Source organism: Haloparvum alkalitolerans (genome assembly GCF_050122995.1).
Classification (GTDB): Archaea; Halobacteriota; Halobacteria; order Halobacteriales; family Haloferacaceae; genus Haloparvum; species Haloparvum alkalitolerans.
Window position 1 is genome coordinate 94,597 of record NZ_JBNLIA010000003.1, and the last position, 20,580, is coordinate 115,176.

Annotated in this window: 17 protein-coding genes; 5 read left to right on the forward strand and 12 right to left on the reverse strand. The window is 71.9% G+C overall.

From position 1 onward, the window contains the following. Positions 1–39: 39 nt before the first annotated feature. The 3 genes from ACQE3L_RS04035 to ACQE3L_RS04045 all read right to left on the reverse strand — a co-directional run bounded on the left by ACQE3L_RS04035 (position 40) and on the right by ACQE3L_RS04045 (position 4,203). Complete coding sequence (locus tag ACQE3L_RS04035) at positions 40–399, reverse strand: winged helix-turn-helix transcriptional regulator (protein ID WP_426962507.1); 360 nt, start codon at positions 397–399, stop codon at positions 40–42. 98 nt (positions 400–497) lie between these two features. Further along, a complete protein-coding gene (locus tag ACQE3L_RS04040) occupies positions 498–2,111 on the reverse strand; it encodes a hydantoinase B/oxoprolinase family protein (RefSeq protein ID WP_426962508.1) in 1,614 nt (537 codons plus the stop codon). After that, positions 2,104–4,203 (reverse strand): hydantoinase/oxoprolinase family protein, encoded by a 2,100-nt coding sequence (locus ACQE3L_RS04045; RefSeq protein ID WP_426962509.1) that lies wholly within the window; start codon positions 4,201–4,203, stop codon positions 2,104–2,106. The genes ACQE3L_RS04040 and ACQE3L_RS04045 overlap by 8 nt, the downstream gene beginning before the upstream one ends. A 734-nt stretch (positions 4,204–4,937) precedes the next feature. On the opposite strand from ACQE3L_RS04045, the gene ACQE3L_RS04050 reads away from it, so the two are divergent. Beyond that, on the forward strand, positions 4,938–6,362 hold the full coding sequence (locus tag ACQE3L_RS04050; RefSeq protein ID WP_426962510.1) for a dihydrolipoyl dehydrogenase family protein: 1,425 nt from the start codon (positions 4,938–4,940) through the stop codon (positions 6,360–6,362). Between the two features lie 722 nt (positions 6,363–7,084). Here the strand turns inward: ACQE3L_RS04050 and ACQE3L_RS04055 are convergent. The 4 genes from ACQE3L_RS04055 to ACQE3L_RS04070 are packed head-to-tail and all read right to left on the reverse strand — an operon-like array spanning position 7,085 to position 11,502. Beyond that, a complete protein-coding gene (locus ACQE3L_RS04055; RefSeq protein ID WP_426962511.1) occupies positions 7,085–9,388 on the reverse strand; it encodes a (Fe-S)-binding protein in 2,304 nt (767 codons plus the stop codon). Between the two features lie 49 nt (positions 9,389–9,437). Continuing rightward, positions 9,438–10,160, reverse strand: coding sequence for an energy-coupling factor transporter transmembrane component T family protein (locus ACQE3L_RS04060; RefSeq protein ID WP_426962783.1), 723 nt, complete (start codon positions 10,158–10,160; stop codon positions 9,438–9,440). Next, positions 10,157–10,888, reverse strand: coding sequence for an energy-coupling factor ABC transporter ATP-binding protein (locus ACQE3L_RS04065; protein WP_426962512.1), 732 nt, complete (start codon positions 10,886–10,888; stop codon positions 10,157–10,159). The genes ACQE3L_RS04060 and ACQE3L_RS04065 overlap by 4 nt, the downstream gene beginning before the upstream one ends. Before the next feature lie 20 nt (positions 10,889–10,908). Continuing rightward, entirely contained in the window at positions 10,909–11,502 is a 594-nt protein-coding gene (locus tag ACQE3L_RS04070) for a biotin transporter BioY (RefSeq protein ID WP_426962513.1), read from the reverse strand. Between the two features lie 126 nt (positions 11,503–11,628). Here ACQE3L_RS04070 and ACQE3L_RS04075 point away from each other — a divergent pair, with 126 nt between their 5' ends. Together ACQE3L_RS04075 and ACQE3L_RS04080 are read left to right on the forward strand one after the other, a co-directional pair. Further along, positions 11,629–12,231 carry a conditioned medium-induced protein 4 gene (locus tag ACQE3L_RS04075; RefSeq protein WP_426962514.1) on the forward strand — a complete coding sequence of 201 codons (603 nt, stop codon included), beginning with the start codon at positions 11,629–11,631 and terminating at the stop codon, positions 12,229–12,231. A gap of 79 nt (positions 12,232–12,310) precedes the next feature. Then, the gene (locus ACQE3L_RS04080; RefSeq protein ID WP_426962515.1) at positions 12,311–13,051 is read left to right on the forward strand and encodes a hypothetical protein; all 741 of its coding nucleotides are present in this window, start codon (positions 12,311–12,313) and stop codon (positions 13,049–13,051) included. 28 nt (positions 13,052–13,079) lie between these two features. Here ACQE3L_RS04080 and ACQE3L_RS04085 read toward each other — a convergent pair whose 3' ends face one another. Further along, positions 13,080–14,591, reverse strand: coding sequence for a stage II sporulation protein M (locus ACQE3L_RS04085; protein ID WP_426962516.1), 1,512 nt, complete (start codon positions 14,589–14,591; stop codon positions 13,080–13,082). Positions 14,592–14,615: 24 nt separating this feature from the next. After that, entirely contained in the window at positions 14,616–16,091 is a 1,476-nt protein-coding gene (locus ACQE3L_RS04090) for an MATE family efflux transporter (protein ID WP_426962517.1), read from the reverse strand. Between the two features lie 121 nt (positions 16,092–16,212). On the opposite strand from ACQE3L_RS04090, the gene ACQE3L_RS04095 reads away from it, so the two are divergent. Together ACQE3L_RS04095 and ilvA are read left to right on the forward strand one after the other, a co-directional pair. After that, complete coding sequence (locus ACQE3L_RS04095) at positions 16,213–16,614, forward strand: gamma-glutamylcyclotransferase family protein (RefSeq protein WP_426962518.1); 402 nt, start codon at positions 16,213–16,215, stop codon at positions 16,612–16,614. A gap of 366 nt (positions 16,615–16,980) precedes the next feature. Then, a complete protein-coding gene (gene ilvA, locus ACQE3L_RS04100; RefSeq protein ID WP_426962519.1) occupies positions 16,981–18,192 on the forward strand; it encodes a threonine ammonia-lyase in 1,212 nt (403 codons plus the stop codon). 235 nt (positions 18,193–18,427) lie between these two features. On the opposite strand, the gene ftsY is transcribed toward ilvA, so the two are convergent. The 3 genes from ftsY to rpl18a are packed head-to-tail and all read right to left on the reverse strand — an operon-like array spanning position 18,428 to position 20,199. Further along, positions 18,428–19,561 (reverse strand): signal recognition particle-docking protein FtsY, encoded by a 1,134-nt coding sequence (gene ftsY / locus ACQE3L_RS04105; RefSeq protein ID WP_426962520.1) that lies wholly within the window; start codon positions 19,559–19,561, stop codon positions 18,428–18,430. Between the two features lie 6 nt (positions 19,562–19,567). Next, a complete protein-coding gene (gene pfdA, locus ACQE3L_RS04110) occupies positions 19,568–20,023 on the reverse strand; it encodes a prefoldin subunit alpha (RefSeq protein WP_426962784.1) in 456 nt (151 codons plus the stop codon). After that, complete coding sequence (gene rpl18a / locus ACQE3L_RS04115) at positions 20,023–20,199, reverse strand: 50S ribosomal protein L18Ae (protein ID WP_058367126.1); 177 nt, start codon at positions 20,197–20,199, stop codon at positions 20,023–20,025. Before rpl18a ends, pfdA begins: the two co-directional genes overlap by 1 nt. Positions 20,200–20,580 lie beyond the last annotated feature (381 nt).

The window sequence follows — 20,580 nt, forward strand, 5'->3', positions numbered from 1 at the left end:
GTCGTCCGCCTATCCCGTCGCCGACGCGGCAACGCCTCCTCAGTCCTCCTGCGGCTCGGTCAGGTGTTCGAGTCCCCAGTCGCGCATCGCCACGATCACCGGCTCCAGCGAGCGGCCGCGCTCCGTCAGCGAGTACTCGACCCGGAACGGCTTCTCGCTCACGACGGCGCGGTCCACGAAGCCGTTCTCCTCCAGGTCGTCGAGCACGTCCGACTGGACCTTTCCGGAGATGCCGTCGACCTCCTCCTTGAGCGCGTTGAACCCGAGCGGGCCGTTCTCCAGCAGGCGATGAATGACGACCGGATGCCACTTCTTGCCGATGAGGGTGGCGGTCGTGGTGATCGGGCACCAGTCCTCGCCCGCACACCAGACCGCCATCTCGGCGTCCGTGTCGGCCATACCGGCCCTTCGCGTGCCACCGATTTATAGTTACTTCGCACAACCGGGTTACAGGCGGTAACCGCAACGGTGCGCGGGGATCGATGGGGAGATCCGGATCACTCCTCGTCAGTCACCTTCCCGTCCGCACGGTCGCGCTCGCGGGCCGCCGGGTCGCGGTCGGTCGGGTCGCCGTGGCCGCCGCCGCCCGGCGTGCGGACGGTGACGACCGCGCCGGCGGGCACGTCGCGCGTCGTCTTGGCGGGGACCGGCTCGCCGTCGATCAGGTTCTCGCCGACGGCGCCGTCCGCGCCGCCCGCGAGTCCGGGCGGACCGACGCGCCGGCGCTCGGTCAGGAGGGAGACGGACGCGGGGACCTCGACGCGGACCGCGCGCTCGATGCCGAGGCCGCCGCGGTGCGCGCCGTCGCCGCCGGAGTCGGACCGGAGCGCGTAGCGCTCGACGCGGAGCGGGTACTCCGCCTCCAGGGCCTCGACCGGCGTGTTGAGCGTGTTGGTCATGCCGACCTGCACGCCGTCCATCCCGTCCGCCGCGGGGCGGCCGCCGAACCCGCCGCCGATGGTCTCGTAGTAGCCGAACGAGTCCGCGCCCCGTGCGCCGATGATGAGGTTGTTCATCGTCCCCTGTCCGGCCGCCGGGACGCGGTCGGGCGCGGCCTCGGCGAACGCCGACAGCACCACGTCCGTGACGCGCTGGCTCGTCTCCACGTTTCCGCCGACGACCGCGGCCGGCGGGTCGGGGTTCAGCAGGCTCTCCTCGGGGACGGACACCTCGACGGGGTCGTAACACCCCTCGTTGGGCGGGATCTCCGGGTCGGTCACGCAGCGCACGACGAAGTAGACCGCGCTCGTCGCGACCGCGAGCGGCGCGTTCACGTTGCCGGGCACCTGGTCGGCGGTGCCCGAGAAGTCGACCGCGATCCGGTCGCCGTCGACGGTCACCGCGGCGCGAACCGGGATCTCGTCGTCGGTGACGCCGTCGCCCTCCAGCACGTCCGCGGCCTCATACGTCCCGTCCGGGAGGGCGGCGATCGCGTCGGTCATGCGTTCCCGGGAGTAGTCGATCACGGCGTCGAAGGCGGCCGCGACGGTCGCGCGGCCGTGGTCGGCCACGAGGTCCGCGAGGCGCTCGTCCGCGCGGTCGTTGGCGGCGATCTGCGCCCGGAGGTCCGCGCGGCGCTCGTCGGCGTTCCTGACGTTCGCCAGCAGGATGCCCATCACGTCCGGATTTATCTCGCCGTCGACGACCAGCGGTACCGGCGGGAGCCGAAGCCCCTCCTCGTACACCTCGCGCGCGCCGGCGGGCATGCTCCCGGGCGTGGACCCGCCCACGTCCGCGTGGTGGGCGCGCGAGACGGCGTAGCCGAGGACTTCGCCCTCGACGGTCACCGGCGAGACCATCGTCACGTCGGGGAGGTGCGTCCCCCCCGCGAAGGGGTCGTTGAGCACGTACACGTCCTCGGGACCGGGATCCTCCGCGAGGACGGCCTCGACCGCGGCCGGCATCGCCCCGAGGTGGACGGGGATGTGCTCCGCCTGCGCGACCATGCGGCCGTCGGCGTCGAACAGCGCCGTCGAGCAGTCGCGCCGCTCCTTGATGTTCGGGGAGTAGGCGCCGCGGATCAGGGTCCCGCCCATCTCCTCGGCGACGCCCTCCAGCTGGTTCCGGAGGATCTCCAGCTCGACCGGGTCGAGCGCGGTCCGTTCAGACATCGCCGGCACCTCCGGCGGCGTCCGTCTCGGCACCGGAGCCGTCGCCGTCGCTCGCCATGTGGAGCGTCCCGTCGGGGAGCACCGTCCCGGTCCAGCCGGGCGGCACGACGACCGTCGTCTCCGCCTGCTCCAGGACGGCCGGCCCCTCGACCGCGCCGTCGACCGGCAGCGCGTCACGGTCGTAGACCGGCGTTTCGTGGCCCTCCTCGGGTTCCGGATCGTCTTCCTCGGCCACCGACGCCGCGTCCCCTCCCGACGCCGCGAAGTGGGCGGTTCTGGTCCCGGTCCGCGCGACCGCGACGGACTCCCCGCCGACGTAGCCGGGGTCGACGGGCGTCGTCTCGCCCGCGGCGGTGGCCCGGAGGTTCACCAGCTCCACGGGGTCGTCCATCCGGTACCCGTACGTCGCCTCGTGGGACGCCTCGAACCGCTCCGCGGTCGTCGCCGGGTCGAACGCCGGCCCCTCGACGGGGACGGTCAGCTCGAAGCTCTGGCCCGCGTACCGGCAGTCGGCCGCGAACTCGACCGGCGGGTCGCCGACCGCGCGGTCGCGCACGTCCGCCGCCAGATCCGCCAGCACGTCCGCGACAGCGTCGGGGTCGACGGACGACAGCGCCTCGCGGCGCGTCCGCACGGCGTCGTGTTTCTCGCCGGCCGCGAGCAGCCCCGACGCCGAGAGCACGCCGCCCGCGTAGGGGACGAGCACGTCGGTCATCCCGAGGTCCGCGGCGAGCGCGGCGGCGTGCATCGGACCGGCGCCGCCGAACGCCGCCAGCGCGAAGCCCCGGGGGTCGTGGCCCCGTTCGACGGTGACGCTCCTGATCGCGCGCGCCATGTTCGCGTTCGCGACCCGATAGATCCCGCGGGCGGCCGCGAGCGGGCCGTCCAGGTCCGCCTCCCGCGCGAGCCGGGCGCAGGCGTCGCGGGCGGCGGTCACGTCGAGCGCCAGTTCGCCGCCGAGCGCGGACCCCGCGCCGATGTAGCCGAGGACGACGTTCGCGTCGGTGACCGTCGGCTCCGTGCCGCCCTTCCCGTAACAGGCGGGACCGGGGTCCGCGCCGGCCGATCGGGGGCCGACGCGGAGCGCCCCGCCGCCGTCGACCCACGCGACGGAGCCGCCGCCGGCGCCGACCGTCTCCACGTCGACCATCGGCACGCCGACCGGTCGGCCGTTTATCTCCGCCTCCGTGGTGCGCTCCGCCTCGCCGTCGCGGACGAGGCTCACGTCGCTGGAGGTGCCGCCCATGTCGAAGGTGACGAGGTCGTCGAACGGGACCCCGAGCGCGCCCGCGCCGACGACGCCCGCCGCGGGGCCCGACATCGCGGTCGTCACCGCGCGCTCGCGGACCGCGTCCGCGCTCGCGATGCCGCCGTTCGCCTGCATGATCCGCGGTTCGGGGACGCCCGCCGCCGCGGCGCGCTCCGTGAGGTTCCCCACGTAGCGGTCGATGGCGGGCGCGACGTACGCGTCGACGACGGTCGTCGAGGTGCGCTCGTACTCGCGGAACTCCCCGAGCACCTCGTGGGAGACCGACACCGGCACGTCCAGTTCCTCGCGGAGCACCCGCGCGACCGTCGCCTCGTTGTCGGGGTGAGCGTACGCGTGCAGCAGCGAGACGGCGACGGCCTCCACGTCCTCGTCCGCGTCCGCGATGGCGGCCGCGACCGCCCGAGCGTCCGCGGGAGCGGCCGGGATTTCGACCCCCTCAGTCGTCGCGCGTTCCGGGAGTTCGAAGCGTCGCCGCCGCGGGACCAGGGGATCGGGCTTCTCGGCGTCGAGGTCGTACAGCGCGGGGCGGTCCTGCCGACCGATCTCCAGCACGTCGCGGAAGCCCGCCGTCGTGACGAGCGCGGTCGTCGCGCCGTCCTCCTCCAGCAGCGCGTTGACGGAGACGGTCATCGCGTGGGTGAACGACCCGATCGCGGCCGGGGGCACCTCGGCCTCGTCGCAGGCCTTCTCGATGCCGGCCATCACGCCGACGCTCTGGTCGTCCGTGGTGGGGACCTTCGCGGTCGTGAGTCGCCCGTCGTGGACGAGCGCCACGTCGGTGAACGTGCCGCCGACGTCGACGCCGACCCGAGTGTCGGTCACGGCGCCGCCTCCGGTTCCTGACTCATCGCTCGTGGCTCCGCGGTCGAGGGAGGAAAACCTGTCCCACGCGGTCGAACCGACCGCGAGGTCGCGGGGCGTCGAACAGCGTCGAGGAACGCACGAGTGGACAGAAGAGCCGACCGTCGCCGGCCTCCCGGGGCCGGCACCGCATGGCAGCAGCCTGGAGTTGCAGGTAGGGTGACGCGCCGCGGCGAGCACCGTCCGAGCGCGTCGAAGTCGCGGTCGCGATGGGTCCCGCGGACCCGGCCCGAGCGACCGCTCGCGTCATGTGCCTGGAAAGGCGGGTCGGAGCGAACGCCGCGGACCAGCGTCCGCGGGCTCGCGCGTGTTGTGCGGTCGTTGCGTTATCACCTCGTTTTGTCGATCGGTTGTTGTCTCGTGATCCGTTCTCGTTCCGTCTTCGACCTTGCGCACCCGAATGATTGGACGTTTCGTATTTGAAGCTTGTCCTTAAACATCCACAAGGGATGGCCGATCATTAGGAAAGATACCGTGGCCGTTGGCGGTATCGGGTGCGACACGTCAAGAAACGTGTCCGTCGGGTGCGGTGGGGTTTCGGGATTGAGCAGCGCGGTCCGGGAGGCCGGCGGCCAGCGGCGATTGGCCAGCGGCCAGCGGCGCTCCGCACTCGCGACACGGCCCGCCGCGGCCGCCTGTGCACGGACGGCGTCCAGGTGGACAACCCTTAGTAGCGCGGGGCGGCCAGCAACGGTATGCACGTAGTGGTCATCGGCGCGTACGGGAGCGCCGGCGCCGCGGTCGCGGAGGGGTTGTACCCGCACGTCGGGAAGCGCGTCGAACAGCTGACGCTGATCGACGACGGCGACCCGGGCGGCGGGCTCTGCATCCTCGAGGGGTGTATGCCCTCGAAAGAGCTCCTCTCGGCGGCCTCGCACCGCTATCAGGGGCGCGCTGACGGCCGGCTCACGGGCGAGCCGCACGAACTCGACCTGGAGCAAGTGGTCGAGGAGAAGAACGACCGCACGCGGGGGTGGGCCGGCCACCGCCGCGACTCGATCCACTCGATGGCCGAGGACGACGACGTGGAGTTCATCCACGAGCCGGCGACGTTCGTCGACGACCGCACGGTCGAGGTGGACGACCGCGTCATCGAGGCCGACTACGTCGTGATCGCGACCGGCTCGGTGCCGAACGTCCCGGAGGTCCCCGGCCTGGACGCGGTCGACTACTACACGAGCAAGGACGTGCTCCACGCGACCGACCTGCCCGACTCCGGCGTGGTGATGGGCTTCGGCTACGTCGGGCTGGAGCTGGTCCCGTACCTCGCGGAGAACGGCGTCGACCTCACCGTGGTCGAACACGACGAGCGCCCCATCGACGAGGCCGACCCCGAGTTCGGCGACGCCCTGCTGGACATCTACGCCGAGGAGTTCGGGGTCGACGTGGTCACCGAGGCCTACGAGGAGCGCGTCGAGGCGACCGAGGAGGGGGTCCGCCTCCACCTCACCGACGTGAGCGGCGACCCCGAGCGCGGCGACCCGGACCCGGTCGACGCCGAGGCGCTGTTCTGCTTCACCGGCCGCGAACCGAACCTCGACCGGCTGGGCCTGGAGAACACCGCGTTCGAGCCCGCGGAGGGCTGGATCGACGCGACGATGCGCCCGCCGAACGCAGAGCGCACCTTCGTCGTCGGCGACGCAAACGGCCGCGAGCCGATCCTCCACGTCGCCAAGGAGCAGGGCTACCTCACCGCCGAGAACGTCCTCAGCCACGACCGCGGCGACCCCATCAAGCCCTACGGGAACGTCCACCACCACGTCATCTTCTCGGGCACCGGCGTCTACCCCTTCGCGCGCGTCGGCCACACGCCCCGCTCCGCGGTCGAGGCGGGCCACTCCGTCGTCACCGCGACCCGGCAGGCCTCCGACGACGGCGTCTTCAAGTCGAAGGACGTGCCCCACGGCCTCGCGCGCATGGTCGTCGACGCCGAGGACGGCACCGTCCTCGGCTGGCAGGGCCTCCATTACCACGCGGACGTGATGGCCAAGACCCTCCAGATGGCCGTCGAGATGGAGCTCGACGTGCGCGAGATCCCCGACCGCGCCTATCACCCGACGACCCCCGAGATCCTCGACGGCCTGATCCGGGAGTGCGCGGCCGGCGTCGCGGACGAATAGGGCGAATACGGGGTTGAGGCGCAAGACCGAGATCGGTTCCCAGGGGTTGGCCGTTCGGTGTGCGGTTTTTCTGTCTCAGTTGCTGATCCTGCTGTTGGGGACGGCAACACCCAGAAAGCCCCAGTCGACTCTCTGTGCGATGTTTGTGTGACTGCTGTTGATCCTGCTGCTGGGGACGGCAACGCCCAGAAAGCCCCAGCCGACACTCTCAGCTACGTGTGCGGTTTTTCTGTCTCAATTGCTGATCCTGCGGCTCCGGACAGCAACACCCAGAAAGCCCCAGTCGGCTCGACCCGCCGGGTTCCGGCAGACGGTCCGGGCTGCCTGCGGTGGCGGGCTGCCGGGCTGCGACTGCCGTCGTCCCGCTCGTTCCTCGCGGGACCCTCGCTGCGCTCCTCGCTCTCCGCAACGCCCGCTGCGGTGCTTGAGGCGCCGGGACCGGATCGAGTCAGCTGCCCCTTTCAGCCCCACCCAGCACCGCAAAGCACCGCAGCCTCACGCCTCCCCAGCCTCGGCGGTGGCGCGGCCGCGAAACCGCAACGCACAGCAGGCGGCCGCGCCGCCGCCTCCCTCGCGCACGTTCCTCGCGCGCGCCGACCGCATCAGCACCGCGACAGCACCGCCACCACAACAGCACCGCGGCACCGACACAGCATGCAGAAAAGCGGTCGGCTAATCCTCCGGAAGGTCCACCCGAAGACGTCTCAAAAAGGCCCGAGTCGTCAGTCCGCGGCGGTCGGCTCGCTACCGTCGTCGGCGTCGGTCGCGTCATCGGCCGCGTCGGGGGCCGCGATCGCCCCGCTCGTCTCCAGCGCCTCCAGCAGCAGTTCGGCCACGTCGACGACCTCGATCTGGTCCTCGAAGTCGCCGGTCTTGCGGCCGTCCTCGAACATCGTCGTGCACATCGGGCAGGCGACGACGAACTTCTCGACGGCGGCGCCCGCCTCGGTGTCCTCGACCGCCTCGCGGAGGCGCTCCTCGCTCGGCTTCACCTCCTCGTCGTGCTCGGTCCAGAGCCCGCCCCCGCCGCCGCCGCAGCAGAAGGAGTCGGCGCGCGAGCGCGGCATCTCGTAGAGGTCCGCGCCCGTCGCCCGGATCAGCTCGCGGGGCGCCTCGTACTCGTCGTTGTACCGCCCGAGGTGACAGGGGTCGTGGTAGGTGACGGTGTAGTCGAGCTCGTCGCCCGAGAGGCCGAGCCGGTTCTCCGCGACGAGGTCCTCGACCACCTGCGTCCAGTGGGAGACTTCGATCGCGCCGTCCGCGTTCCAGTCATCCTCGTACTCGAAGGGCATCATGGGGTCGTCCGCGAACTCCGCGAAGTCGAGCTCCGGGTACTCGTTTTTGATCGTGTTGTACGAGTGCGGGTCCGTGCAGACGATCTCGTCGAACTCGCACTCCTCGAACGTCTCGACGTGGTGGCCGGCGAGTTCGAGGTAGAGGAACTCCTCGCCGATCCGGCGCACGTCGTTGCCGTCGTACTTCTCGTCGTCGTAGAGGATGCCGTACTCCACGTCCGCGGCCTCGAACAGCCGCGCGAGCGCGCGGGCCACCTTCTTGTTCCGGTCGTCGTAGCTCGGGTAGTCGCCGACGTACCAGAGGTACTCCACCTCCGTCTCGCGGGCGTCGGTCACGTCGAACTCGAGGTCGTCGGCCCAGTCGCCGCGGGCGCCGGGCGCCTCGCCGAAGGTGTTGCCCTTCTGCATCACGTCCTGGAACACGTCCTGCAGGTTGCTGTCGACCGCGCCCTCGTCGACGAGCTGGCGGTTGAGCCGCGTGATCGTGGTGAGGTGTTCGATCTCGACCGGGCAGGCGTCCATGCAGGCCATACAGGACATACACGACTCCATCGACTCCGCGGCGATGACGCCCCCCTCCTCGGCGACGATGGGGACCGACTCGTCGCCGGCGACGCCGCCCGCGACCGGCCAGTCGGCGTCCGCGTCCGTCGCGGCGCCCTCGCCGCCCGCCGCGGCCGCCGCGCCGCCGTCGGTCGCGACCGCGCCGCCCGCGCCCGAGACGGGGTCCTCGTCCACGGACTCGCGGTACGCCTTCAGGTCCAGGATCACGTCGCGGGGGTCGAGGTTCCGCCCGGCCGCCTTGGCAGGACAGACCGACGAGCACCGGCCGCACTTGGTGCAGGCGTCCTGATCGAGTAGCTCCTTCCAGGTGAAGTCCTCGAGCGACTCGGCGTTGGTGTGGTCTAAGTCCGCGGGGACGTTCGGGAGCCGCGCGCCCGCGTCCTCGTCGCGCGCGACCACGTTCGCGAACGAGGAGATCATGTGGAACGGCTTCGCGTAGGGGACCCACGCCACGAACCCGAGCGCGAGCAGCGCGTGGGACCACCAGACCGCGGGGTAGACCGCCTCGGCGCCCGCGGCGGTCAGTCCGGCCGCCGAGAGCGCGTTCGCCATCGAGAGGCCGACGAAGCTCACCGTCTCGGTGGCGCGGGCCGGTTGACCCAGGATCCCGACCGCCTCCGCGAGGAAGCCGCCGACGCCCAGCAGGAACAGCGTCCAGACGAAGGCGTCGTCCTCCAGCGAGGTGTGTTTCCCCCACAGCCGGCCGTCGCGCTCGCGGTAGCGCCGGGCCAGCGCCATGCCGACGCCGACGACGAACAGGAGGCCGAACGCGTCGACCGTGAACTGGTAGGCGAGGTAGAAGGCGCCGACGAAGAAGGAGTCGCCCGTCAGCGGCCCGTAGACGTCCATGTCGACGAAGAGGATCGTCGTCGCCATCAGCAGGGTCAGAAAGCCCCAGAGGACGAACGTGTGCATCACGCCCGCGTAGGCGTCGCGGTCGAACTGCTTCTCGTTCGTGGCGACGACCTTCGTCGCGGTCAGCACTCGGTTCGGGAGGTCAGCGAGGCGTCCGGGGTCCTCGCGGCCGTCCGCGTAGCGCCGGAACCGCGCGTAGACGCCGTACAGAAACACCAGGCTCGCCAGCGCCGCGAGGTAGTAGAAGACGGCCTTCCCCGTCGGACCGACGGTCCAGAACGTCTCCCGCGTCGCTCCCTGCAGAACTGTCATACTCGATCACCTGCTTACTGACGGGTTAAATCTTGTCACAAACGGCCAGTCACGCGCGGAGAAACGGGACGACGGCGGCGACCAGCAGCGCCGCCGCCAGCGCGACGGCGGTGAGGTCCCGCCGCCGGAACCGCAGTCGCGGCAGCGTCGGGTTCCACGCCAGACACCGCGCGTTGAGCGCGAGCGCGAGCCGGTCCGCGCGCGCGAACGCCCGCCGCAGGCCCGCGGTCGCCACGATGCGCATCCGGTCGCGGACCGGGAGCGCCCCGCCGCCGCGCGCCCGCATCCCCTCGCGGGCCGCGACCAGGTCCCGCTGGAGCAGGGGCAGGAACCGGAACACGAGGCCGACGCCGATCCCGAGGAACTGGCCCGTCTTCCCGGGCACGGTCCGCTGGACCGCGGCGCGCGAGTCCCGGACGGGCGTCGACCGGACGTACGCGCCCGCCACCAGCAGTATCAGCAGAACGCGGTAGCTCGCGAGCCCCGCCCGGAACGCGCGGTCGAGTTCGAACCACGGCGCGCCGAGCGTCGCGCCCGCGATCAGCGGCGCCGTCAGCAGGAACGGCGCGGCCCACCGGTACCCCCACGCGACCTCGCGCACGCTCCCGCCCGCGGCGCGCACGCAGGCGACCGCCAGCGCCGACAGGACCGCGAGCCCCCGCGGCGTCGTGTGCGCGTACGCGGCCGCGGCGAAGGCGGCCTGCACCAGCAGTTTCCCCCGGGGGTCGAGCCGGTGCGCGAGCGAGTCGCCCGGGACGAACGCGAACATCAGGGGACCAGTCCCGAGGGGTCGGCATCCGGGCGCCAACCGTCAGGCACGCGAACGCCGAGAGTCTCGTCCGCATCGAGTGCAGCGACCGCCGACTCGGGGTCCCCGTCGACCGCTATCTCCCCGTCCGCGAGGACGACCGCGCGGTCCGCCAGCGCCAGCACGTCGCGGAGGTCGTGAGTGACGACGACGATTCCGGTTCCCGCGGCGTGGAGGTCGCGGAGCCGGTCCAGCACCGCGCGCCGCGAGGGGTCGTCGAGGCCCGTGAAGGGCTCGTCGAGGACGAGGTGTTCCGGCTCCATCGCCAGCGCGCCGGCGATCGCCAGTCGCTCGCGCTCGCCGCCGGAGAGCGCGTCGACGCGCTCGTCCTCCCGGCCCGCCAGCCCGACGGCCGACAGCGCCTCGCGCGCCCGGCGGTCGACCTCCGCGTGCGGCAAGCCGAGGTTCTCGGGACCGAAGGCGACGTCCGCCCCCACGGTCGCCGCGACGATCTGGTCACGCGGGTCCTGAAACACCATTCCCACAGCGGTCCGGGCGCCGACGAGGTCCTCCGCGACCGGGGTCCCGTCGATCCGCACCTCCCCGGAGTCGGGTTCCGTCAGGCCGTTGAACGTCCTGACGAGCGAGGTCTTCCCCGACCCGTTCGGGCCCGCGAGCACGAGGAACTCGCCGTCGTCGACGGTCAGGCTCACGTCGTCGACCGCCACGGTGTCGCCGCGTCGAACGGTCACGCTTCCGGCCGCGATCACGATTAGGCGGCCGTGACGGCGTCCGAGCGCACGATCCCGACCGCGGCGGCGATCTTGATCCCCTCGGCGGGGACGAAGACGACCGCGCCCTGCAGGACCGCCTCCGCCAGCGTGAACTCGGGGATCACGTAGTAGAGGCCGAGGACGCCCATCGCGTAGATCAGGACCGTCCCGGCGACCATCGCGCCGACGAGCGTGGGCAAGCCGACCGCGCCGGGGCCGCGGAGGTCACGAAGCTCCGTCCCGCGGTGGACGACCGCGCCGATCAGGGCGGCTGCGAGGGGGTACGACCAGAGATAGCCCGCGGTCGATCCCACGAGCGCGCCGAATCCCGCACCGCCGCTGGCGAACACCGGCGCGCCGAGCGCGCCCGCGAACAGGTACAGCGCCAGCGCGACCCCGCCCCACACGGGGCCGAGCATGATTCCGGCGAGGAACACGCCGAGCACCTGCAGCGTCACCGGCGCGGGCGAGACCGGGTTCGGGAACGATACGTACGCGAACGCGCCCACGAGCGCCGCGAACAGCGCCGCGCGGGCGAGGTTAGCCGCCGCCTCGTCGCCGACGAGGTCGACGGACTCGGTCTGCGTCTCCATGTCCCCCGCTCCTCGTAAACTCACTTGAGAACTTTGGTTTACGAGAGCGGCACGCGATCGGCGAGCTATCGCTTCGCCCAGAATCCGGTCAGCAGCCTTTTGTGGCCCGGAAGCCGACAAGTACGCATGGACGAGAAGACGGAGGAGCTCCGCGACATCTTCGTCGACGCGACGGGGTCGGAGACGGTGACCGAGCGACAGGAGGAGTCGCCGGGGTCGCTGGCCGACCGCGACGAGGCCTCCGTCGAGGAACGCCTCGCGGAGGTGGTGGCGGCGATGCGCGACCGCGACGCGTTCGCCACTGACCTCGACGACGCCGCGCTCCGCCGCGTCGCCCGCGGCCACTTCGCCGGCGAGTCCGACGCCGAGATCGCGGCCGCGGTCGACGCGACGGCCGACGACGTGTTCGAGGCGCGGATGGACCTCCACCTCGTGAGCGAGGCCGACCGCGACGCCCCCCTCGACCTGGATGCCCTCCGCCGACTCGACGCCGAGGGAGTCCCGGTCGAGGAGCGCGCAGACAGGCTCGACGCCGACCGCGAGACGGTGCGGCGCTACTCCGCCGTGGTCGCGGCCGACCGGGCGGCCACGCGCGCGAACGAGCGCTTCCGCGACGCGTTCCGCGAACTGCTGACCGACGACGACCTCTCCGAAGCGCACGCCCGCGACGCCCGCGAGGACGGCCTCCGCGAAGCCACCGAGGACATCGAGACCGACGTGTCGCTGTGAGGGCGGTCGCGTCCACCCCCGATTTTCCGTGACCGCGACGCACCCCGATCCCTTTCACCGAGAGCGCGGCAGCCCCCCCGTGATCGCGTTCACAGACCTCGGCCGGGCCGCATTCTGTCCCAGACAGCTCTACTACGTCCGCCGGGACGCCGCGGACGCCGGACGCGCCGGGGGCGACCGGAGCGACGCCGACGAGGATCCCCGGCGCCCGCCGCCGGAGGCCCGCGAGCGGATGGCCCTCGCCTTCCGGTACCCCGACCTCCGAACCGCCGCGGACGACCGCCTGCGGACCCTTCCGATCGCCGTCGACCCGGGGACCTACCGGCGGAATCTCGACGCGCTCGCCGACCGGGACCCGTGGGACCGGCTCGTCGACCCGGCCCGCGAGCGGGCGTTCCTGTCGGGGAGGGACTGCCACGGGATCGCACACAAAGTGCTCCGACCGGCCGACGAGCCGTCGGCCGACCGGGAGTCGCGCGACGAGCCGCCGGTTCCGACCGTCGTCTCGCCCGGCGATCCGCCCGAGTCGGGGGTCTACGAGCCGCAGGCGGTGCGGGCCGTCGCGGTCGCGAAGGCGCTCGCGTGGGAGCGTGAGCGCGAGGTCCCCCGCGCCTTCGTCGAGTACCCCGGTCACGCGGTCGTCCGTGAGGTCCGGCTCACGACGCGCAAGAAGGCCGCCTATCGGCGGGCACTCCGTGCGGCGCGGAGCATCGACGGGCCACCGCCCCGGCTTCGCGGGGACCCGAAGTGCGACGCCTGCGACTACCGCGCGGAGTGCGGCACGCGGACGCGGTCGCTCGCGTCGCTGCTGGGACTGTGAGCGCGGGGGAGCGGCGGAGCGCCCGAGGTCAGGGGAGCAGGACGCCGTAGTAGGGGCTGACGAACCCCTCGATCAGGCCCGCGACGAGCAGCACTACACCGACGCCGACGAGCACCCGAAACGCGCGCTCGAAGGCGTCCGCCAGGTCCGCCCGGGCCGCGCCGCCGCGCCACGTCCGCCAGCCCGCGCGCCCGAGCCACACGCCGACCGCACCGGAGACGACCAGGGCGGGGATCTCGAGAACGCCGTGCGGGGCCACGAACGTCGCCAGCGCGACCGGGTCCGTCTCCAACCGCGTGAGCACCGCGAGCAGGAAGCCGTTGAACGCCAGCGAGACGAGCGACGGGACCGCCAGCGCGACGCCCGCGAAACCGGTGCCGAGCGCAACCGTCCAGTTGTTGGCGAAGAACTCTACCGCCGCGACGGGCGGGACGTGCCCCTCCAACCGCGCCGCGATGGAGGCGTCCACGACCCCCACGAGCGGCTCCGCGAACGCCCATCCCGCCGCGAAGCCGCCGACGAGCGCGCCGGTCGCGAGGAGGTGAGCGCCGGGCGTCGCGCGGACGAACGCCCGCAGTTCGCGGAGCCCGTCGAGCACGCCCGCTCGGAACTGGTCGACCGGCGATCGGTCGGGCGCGCTCATCGGGTCCACGCTCCCGCGCCACCCGCCGACGAGCCCGACCTTCACGAGGTGGAGGATCGGCGGAACAACCAAAAGCGTGATCAGGCCGACGCCGCTGGGACTGCCGGTGGCGGTCAACGCGCCGGCGGTCGAGGAGACCGCCAGCACCGTCCCGAACGCCAGCGCGTAGTAGCCGGCGGCCTCGAGGGGATTCGCGCGCAGGAATCCGAGAGCGGCGCGCAGGCTTCCGACGACGCCAGCGTCGTCGACGACCAGTAGCACCGGCGCGAACGCGAAGACCGCGCGAACCGCGAGGGCGAACCCCAGCCACAGAAAGCCGGCGCCGAGGCCGACGAGCGCCGCCGCGATCGGGGAGGCGACCGCGAGGGCCGCGACCAGTCCCGCGACGACCGCGAGCGAGCCGACGGCGAGGAAGAACTCCAACAGCAGCAGTCCGAGCATGGCGACCCAGTGACCGCGGATGCCGGCGATCCCCGCCGTTCCGGCCCGTTCATCGCCGAGGTGTCCGACACAGGCGGCGTACTGGCCCGCGGTCGCGCCCGCGTTCAACACGACCGCCACCGCGACCGTCGCGAGGACGGTGCTGCCGAGCAGTGCCAGCGAGACGGGGTCGAGAACCTCGGCCAGCAGGGCCCCCACCTCCCCGCTCCACTGCTCGAACGCCGTCGGCTCCGCCTCCGGGTCCGGCATCGACCCGTCGAGACCGGCCAGCCCGTCGCGGAGCGTCGCGAGACGGCCGGTCGACTCCAGATAGAAGTAGACGGCCACGAGGCCGGTGAACGAGACGACGCGAGCGATCGCGGGGACCGCGGCCCCCAGCACGTAGAAGGGGAGGAGGTCGGCGGGACGGCGTCGGAGGGCGGCGACCGTCGTGGAGACGGCGGTCGAGAGGTCCATGCCGACCGATCGTCGGACCGACACTTAAACGTCGGCGTCGGTCCGGTCGGAGGTCCCGTCTCCGGTCTCGGAGGGCTCCCCGTCCTCGCCGCCCGCCCCCGCTTCCGTGCCGCGTTCGGCCATCATGTCCGCGGCTCGGGGAGCCCAGTCGGTGTACGCGAAGCCGGCGGCGACGACCGCGGCCATCCAGACGTACGCCAGGAGGACGCCGACGTAGGTCCCCGACGGACCGAGTCCGAGCGTCTCGCCGAGCAGCCACGAGAGGCCGAGAAAGAGGCCGAACATCCCGGTGACGCGTGCCAGAAGCGGGATCCGCGTCTCGCTGGCCCCCTGCAGCGACCCCGATAGCGCCGAGAAACAGACCAGCGCGGCCGCGGAGAGCCCGTAGACGCGCGCGAAGTCCACCGCGTACTCCAGCGTCGCGGGGTCGTCGCCCCCGAACAGTTCGACGACGGTCGGGTGGGTGACGACCGGCTCGGCGGCGAGCGCCAGTCCGACGCCGATGACGCCGACCGTGGCGACGCCGAGGCCGGCGACCGCCCAGCCGTTGAACCGCGCGCCCTCGGGGTCGCCCTCGCCGAGCGCCTGGCCGACGAGGACGGAGGCGGCGACGTTGTAGCCGCGCGAGAAGGGCCCGGTCACCTGCTGGTAGACGCGCCGGCCGAGTTGGAAGCCCGCGTTGACCGCTTCGCCGAAGCCGAGCAGGAGGGCGTTGAACGGGAACTCCGCGATCTCGGAGCCGAACCCCTCGATGGTTCGCGGTGCCGACACCCGGACCAGCTGTTTGGCGAGCGTCGGGTCCCGCGGCCGGGCGAAGTTTGCGGGCGTCCACGTGCCCGCGATGGCGGCGACCAGCAGCCCCGCGGTGAGCACGTTCGCGCCGGCGGTGGCGAGGCCGACGCCGAACACGCCGAGGTTCGGCGCGCCGAACAGCCCGAGGCCGAGCACCGCGGAGCCGACGATGTTGACGGAGTTCGCCGCGACGTTGACGTACATCGGCGTGCGGGTGTCGCCGGTCCCCTGGAGCGCGCGGGCACCCACGAGCGCGACGTGTCTGGCAGGGGCGGTCGCGAAGACGACCGCGAGGTACGTCGAGCCGAGTCGGACCACCTCGGGGGGCGTCTCGCGGCCGACGATGGTCCCGAACACGTCGATGGCCGCCTCGCCGTACAGCAGGCCGAACGCGACGAAGGGGAGTCCGGCGAGCGCGCCGATCAGGATGGCCTGCGTCACCGCCTCGTCGCGGTTCTCCGTCGCGCCCGCGCCGGTGTCCTGCGAGGAGAGCGCGATGGAGCCGCCGCCGAGTCCGAGCCCGATCCGAAGCGGGAAGCGGGCGTACAGGTCCGCGAGCCCGATGGCGACGACCGCGGCCGGCGAGATCAGCGCCGTGATGATCACGTCCGTCGTCCGCATCGCGGTGCGGAACGTCTGCTCGGCCATCACGGGCCACGCGAGCGCGAACACCCGCCGCCAGACGCGTCGCACCCGCGGGAAGTCCATGACCGGACGCTCGGCCGCGGAGGGTTTGACGCTACCGGACCCGGAGCCAGAAGCCGGTTCGACGCGATTCAGCGACACGGTCCGGACGAACGTTCAAGCCCCGTGCCGCCCCAGCGTCCCCATGGACGTCTTCGTCTACGGGACGCTCACCGCGCCCGACCGCGTCGCCGAGGTCCTCGACGCCTACGCCTTCGTCGGCGCCGCGCGGCTGGAGGGGCTCCACGCGGTCGAGGGGCGGTACCCGACGCTGGCCCCCGGTGGCGCGACCGGCGGTCGGCTCCTCAGGACGGACGACCTGGCCGCGCTGGACGCCTACGAGGGAGTCGACGAGGGGCTCTACGTTCGCGTCTCGGTCCCCCTCGCGGGGAGCGACGACCATCCCGACGACGCCGCGGTCTACGTCGGGGACCCGGACCGACTCGACGCGGACGTCGTCTGGCCGGGAACGGGACCGTTCCCGGAACGAGTGCGGGCGTACCTCCGAAACAACGAGGTGCACGTCACCGTGCCGCCCGAGCGATGAACCCTCACGGCGCTGCGCCGGACGTCGGCGACCGCGGAGTCGAGCGCGGACGAGCCGGGATCGGACGCGAGCAGGCCGGGCCAGCCGCGGCTCGTCCGGAGTCGACCGCGGCCCGGCGACACCGTCGGTTCACCGGAAACACGGTTGGATGACGAACGTCTGACGGCGGGCGTGAGGCCACGCAGTCGGTCGATTACACTTTCACCCCGGAGGACGTATCTTTATAATGCCGGAGGCACTCGATCCGGATGCACGTCACACGCGTGCATTCCCCCTTTCCCCTTATTCCCCCTTTCGCGCTCCGCCAGCATCGGCGGCGTCCCGGACACCGAAACGCTTAGTCGGCGGGCTGGGGTCTCCCGATCCATGCTCACGCTGTCGGACGTGCAGGCTGCTCGCGACCGGATCGACGGCGTCGTCCGTCGGACCCCGCTCGACTACTCGCACTCCTTCTCGGAGATGACGGGCGCGACGGTCCACACCAAGATGGAGACGTTCCAGCGGACCGGCTCGTTCAAGATCCGCGGGGCGATGAACCGCATCGCCACGCTCTCCGAGGCCCAGAAGGAGGCCGGCGTCGTCACCGCCAGCGCCGGCAACCACGCGCAGGGGGTCGCCCTCGCGGCCACGCGGGCGGGCGTGGACGCGACCATCGTGATGCCGAAGTACGCCCCCGTCTCGAAGGTGAAGGCCACGGAGGGGTACGGCGGCAACGTCGTGCTTCACGGCGTCGACTACGACGAGGCGCAGGCGCACGCCCACGAGATCGAGCGCGAGGAGGGCCGGACCTACGTCCACGCCTTCGACGACCCGATGGTGATGGCCGGGCAGGGAACCATCGGCCTGGAGATCGCGGAGGACTGTCCCGAGGTCGATACGGTCGTCGTCCCCATCGGCGGCGGCGGGCTCATCGCCGGGATCGCCACCGCGGTGACGGAGACGCTCGACGACGTGCGCGTCGTCGGCGTGCAGGCCGAGGGCGCCTCCTCGGCCGCGAAGTCGCTGGAGAAGGGCGCGGTGACGGAGATCGACAGCGTCGACACCATCGCGGACGGCATCGCCACGCGCTCGGTCGGCGAGCGCACCTTCGAGGTGATCCGCGAGCGCGTCGACGAGGTCGTGACCGTCTCCGACCGCGAGATCGCGCTCGCGCTCACGCTGCTTCTCGAACGCTCCAAGACGGTCGTGGAGGGCGCGGGCGCGGTCCCGCTCGCGGCCGTCCTCTCGGAGGCGTTCGACTACGACGACGGCGAGACGATCGTCCCCGCGCTGTGTGGCGGCAACATCGACATGAACCGCCTGACGACCATCGTGATGCGCGGACTGGTCCAGATGGGCCGCTACCTGAAGATCAAGATGGCGCTGAAGGACCGCCCCGGCGAGCTGGAGACGGTCGCGGGCATCGTCGCGGACGCGGGCGCGAACGTCTACGCGGTCCACCACGACCGCACCGCCCGCGACGTCGCCGTCAACGCCGCCGAACTGGAGCTGGAACTGGAGACCCACGACGAGGACCACGCCGCCGAGATCGTCGGAGAACTGGAGGCGCACGGCTACGACGTCGACGTGCTGGTCTGAGTCGAGGGCTCGGCCGGATCCCGGTGGTCGCGAGACGGCGGGGCCGTGGCTGACTGATCTGCCGGGTTCGCCGTCGGCGTCGAAACAGTGCTCGGCCCCTCGGTAGACGCCGAGGCTCGTGGGGACGAGCGTGCTACTGCACGTGCTGGGAACAGAAAGGCCGCGGCCGGGTCGAAGCGGTGGAGCCGGACCGTCCTCGAACCGGGCCGCGCTGGGAGTCGCGGACGCGGTCGGTCTACTCGCCGAGAAGGTCCTCGACCAGCGCCTCGGGGTCGAAGCGCTCGAGGTCGTCGTACCCCTGCCCGGTCCCGAGGAAGAGGATGGGCTTCCTGGTGACGTACGCGATGGAGATGGCGGCGCCGCCGGAGGAGTCGGCGTCCGCCTTCGTGAGGATGGCGCCGTCGACCGCCGCGGCGTCGTTGAACTCCTTCGCGCGGGTGACCGCGTCCTGCCCGGCGACGGCCTCGTCGACGAACAGCGTCATGTCCGGGTCGACCACGCGGTCGATCTTCTCCAGTTGAGCCATCAGGTCGTCGGAGGTGTGAAGCCGGCCCGCCGTGTCGCCAAGCACCACGTCGATGTCGTTGGCCTTCGCGTACTCCACGCCGTCGTAGATGACGGCCGCGGGGTCGCCGCCCTGGTCGTGGGCGATGAGCTTCCGGTCGAGGTTCTCGGCGTGCTCGCGGATCTGCTCGTTGGCGCCCGCGCGGTAGGTGTCGCCGTTGGCCATCACGGAGGAGTAGCCGCGCTCCTCGAGCCACTCCGAGAGCTTCGCGATGGAGGTGGTCTTGCCGACCCCGTTGACGCCGGTGAAGACGATCGTGACGGGCTTGTCGGCCTCGGCGAGCCGCTCCTCGAAGTCGAACTGCCCGACCGCGATCACGTCCAGCAGCGCGTCGTGGAGCGCCGCCTCGACGAGTTCGCCGGTCGTCTCGACCTGCTTGCGGCTCTCGCCGAGCATCGTCTCGCGGACGGTGTCGAGGATCTCCTCGGCGACGCTCATCTCCACGTCGCTCTCCAAGAGGGCCATCTCCAGCTCCCAGAGCGGCTCCTCGAGGTCCTCCTCCTCGATGATTATCCGCCCGGTCGCGAACGCCTTCGCGCGCCGGAAGGTGCTCGGGCCATCGTCCTCGTCGCCCTCGCCGGTCGCGTCCCCGGCCTCCTCGGCTTCGTCCGCGGCGGCGCCCGCGGGGGCGTCGGCCGCGGCGGCCGGGGTCGCGGTCTCGTCCGTCTCTGACCCCTCCGGCGCGGCCGCTTCGGGCTCCGCGTCGGACTCAGAGGCGGCCTCGGCGTCGGCCTCCTTCGCCTCGGTCTCCTCCTCGACATCCTTGCGGAAGTCGTTCAGTTTGTCCTTCAGTCCGTCGAACACGGTTCGTTACTCGTCGTCGTCGGCCTGCTGCTGCATCTGCTGCATCTGCTGCTGCTGCATCTGCTGTTGCATCTGCTGGGCCTGCTGTTCGAGCTCGCTGCTCTCCTCCTCGAGCTCGTCGATCTCCGCCTGCGTCTCCTCGATGCGGTCGTCGAGGGCGTCCTGCTTCGTGCGGAGCGCGTCGATGGCGTCGTCCTGCGCCTGCTCGGCCGCGTAGTTGCCGCCGAGCGAGACGACGACCTCGTCGATGTCCTGGACCTCGGCGCGGAGGTACGCGCCGCCGCCGAGCGGCACCTGCACCGTGGAGCCGGACTCCAGCGTCTCGATGGCCTCGACGGCCTCGTCGATGTCGGACTGCTCCTGTCGATAGCCGGCGACCTCCTCCTCGAGGGCCTCGATCTCCTCGTCGAGCGCCTGCAGTTCCTGCGAGAGCTGCTGGAGTTGCTGCTGACCGCCGCCCATCATGCCGCGGACACCTCCGTGATCTCGATCTGGGTACGCTTCCGGTTGTGCTGGCTCCCGACCTGGCTGTAGATGCGGTCCTCGGCGACCGATTCGTTCGGCGCCTCGACCGTCTTGGTGAACGGCTGGTCGCCGTCGCGGCTCTGGAACGTTCCGCTGATCGTGAACTCGCTCATGGACGAAAACGGGGCTGGGAGAGGGAAGTATCTTCCTAAACGGGGAGCGACCCGAGAACCTCCCGAACAAGCCCCGACCGCTTCACACGCGATGGTTTAACGACGGACCCGATTCGGCGTCGGCGGGGTTGCGGTCGCGGTGCCCTGCTGACGTGGTGCGGTCGGCGCGCGCCGCGGCGACCGCGAAGCGCGTCGCCGCGACCGCGCGAGGGAGGCCACGGGCCGGGCGCGATGCGGCGCGTTGCGGTTTCCGCGCCCGGCCCGCGGCCGAGGCTGGGGAGGGATGAGGCTGCTGTGCGGTTGCGGAGCGAGTGCGGTGCTGTGCGGTCGCGGTGCGGAGCGGGGCGGGATGGGGTGGGACTGAAAGGGGCAGCCGGCTCG

What these genes read in the sequence shown, in the direction of transcription:
- ACQE3L_RS04035 (WP_426962507.1), bottom strand. Translation starts at nt 399, where the DNA reads ATGGCCGACACGGACGCCGAGATGGCGGTCTGGTGTGCGGGCGAGGAC.
- ACQE3L_RS04040 (WP_426962508.1), bottom strand. Translation starts at nt 2,111, where the DNA reads ATGTCTGAACGGACCGCGCTCGACCCGGTCGAGCTGGAGATCCTCCGG.
- ACQE3L_RS04050 (WP_426962510.1), top strand. Translation starts at nt 4,938, where the DNA reads ATGCACGTAGTGGTCATCGGCGCGTACGGGAGCGCCGGCGCCGCGGTC.
- ACQE3L_RS04055 (WP_426962511.1), bottom strand. Translation starts at nt 9,388, where the DNA reads ATGACAGTTCTGCAGGGAGCGACGCGGGAGACGTTCTGGACCGTCGGT.
- ACQE3L_RS04070 (WP_426962513.1), bottom strand. Translation starts at nt 11,502, where the DNA reads ATGGAGACGCAGACCGAGTCCGTCGACCTCGTCGGCGACGAGGCGGCG.
- ACQE3L_RS04075 (WP_426962514.1), top strand. Translation starts at nt 11,629, where the DNA reads ATGGACGAGAAGACGGAGGAGCTCCGCGACATCTTCGTCGACGCGACG.
- ACQE3L_RS04085 (WP_426962516.1), bottom strand. Translation starts at nt 14,591, where the DNA reads ATGGACCTCTCGACCGCCGTCTCCACGACGGTCGCCGCCCTCCGACGC.
- ACQE3L_RS04090 (WP_426962517.1), bottom strand. Translation starts at nt 16,091, where the DNA reads ATGGACTTCCCGCGGGTGCGACGCGTCTGGCGGCGGGTGTTCGCGCTC.
- ACQE3L_RS04095 (WP_426962518.1), top strand. Translation starts at nt 16,213, where the DNA reads ATGGACGTCTTCGTCTACGGGACGCTCACCGCGCCCGACCGCGTCGCC.
- ilvA (WP_426962519.1), top strand. Translation starts at nt 16,981, where the DNA reads ATGCTCACGCTGTCGGACGTGCAGGCTGCTCGCGACCGGATCGACGGC.
- pfdA (WP_426962784.1), bottom strand. Translation starts at nt 20,023, where the DNA reads ATGGGCGGCGGTCAGCAGCAACTCCAGCAGCTCTCGCAGGAACTGCAG.
- rpl18a (WP_058367126.1), bottom strand. Translation starts at nt 20,199, where the DNA reads ATGAGCGAGTTCACGATCAGCGGAACGTTCCAGAGCCGCGACGGCGAC.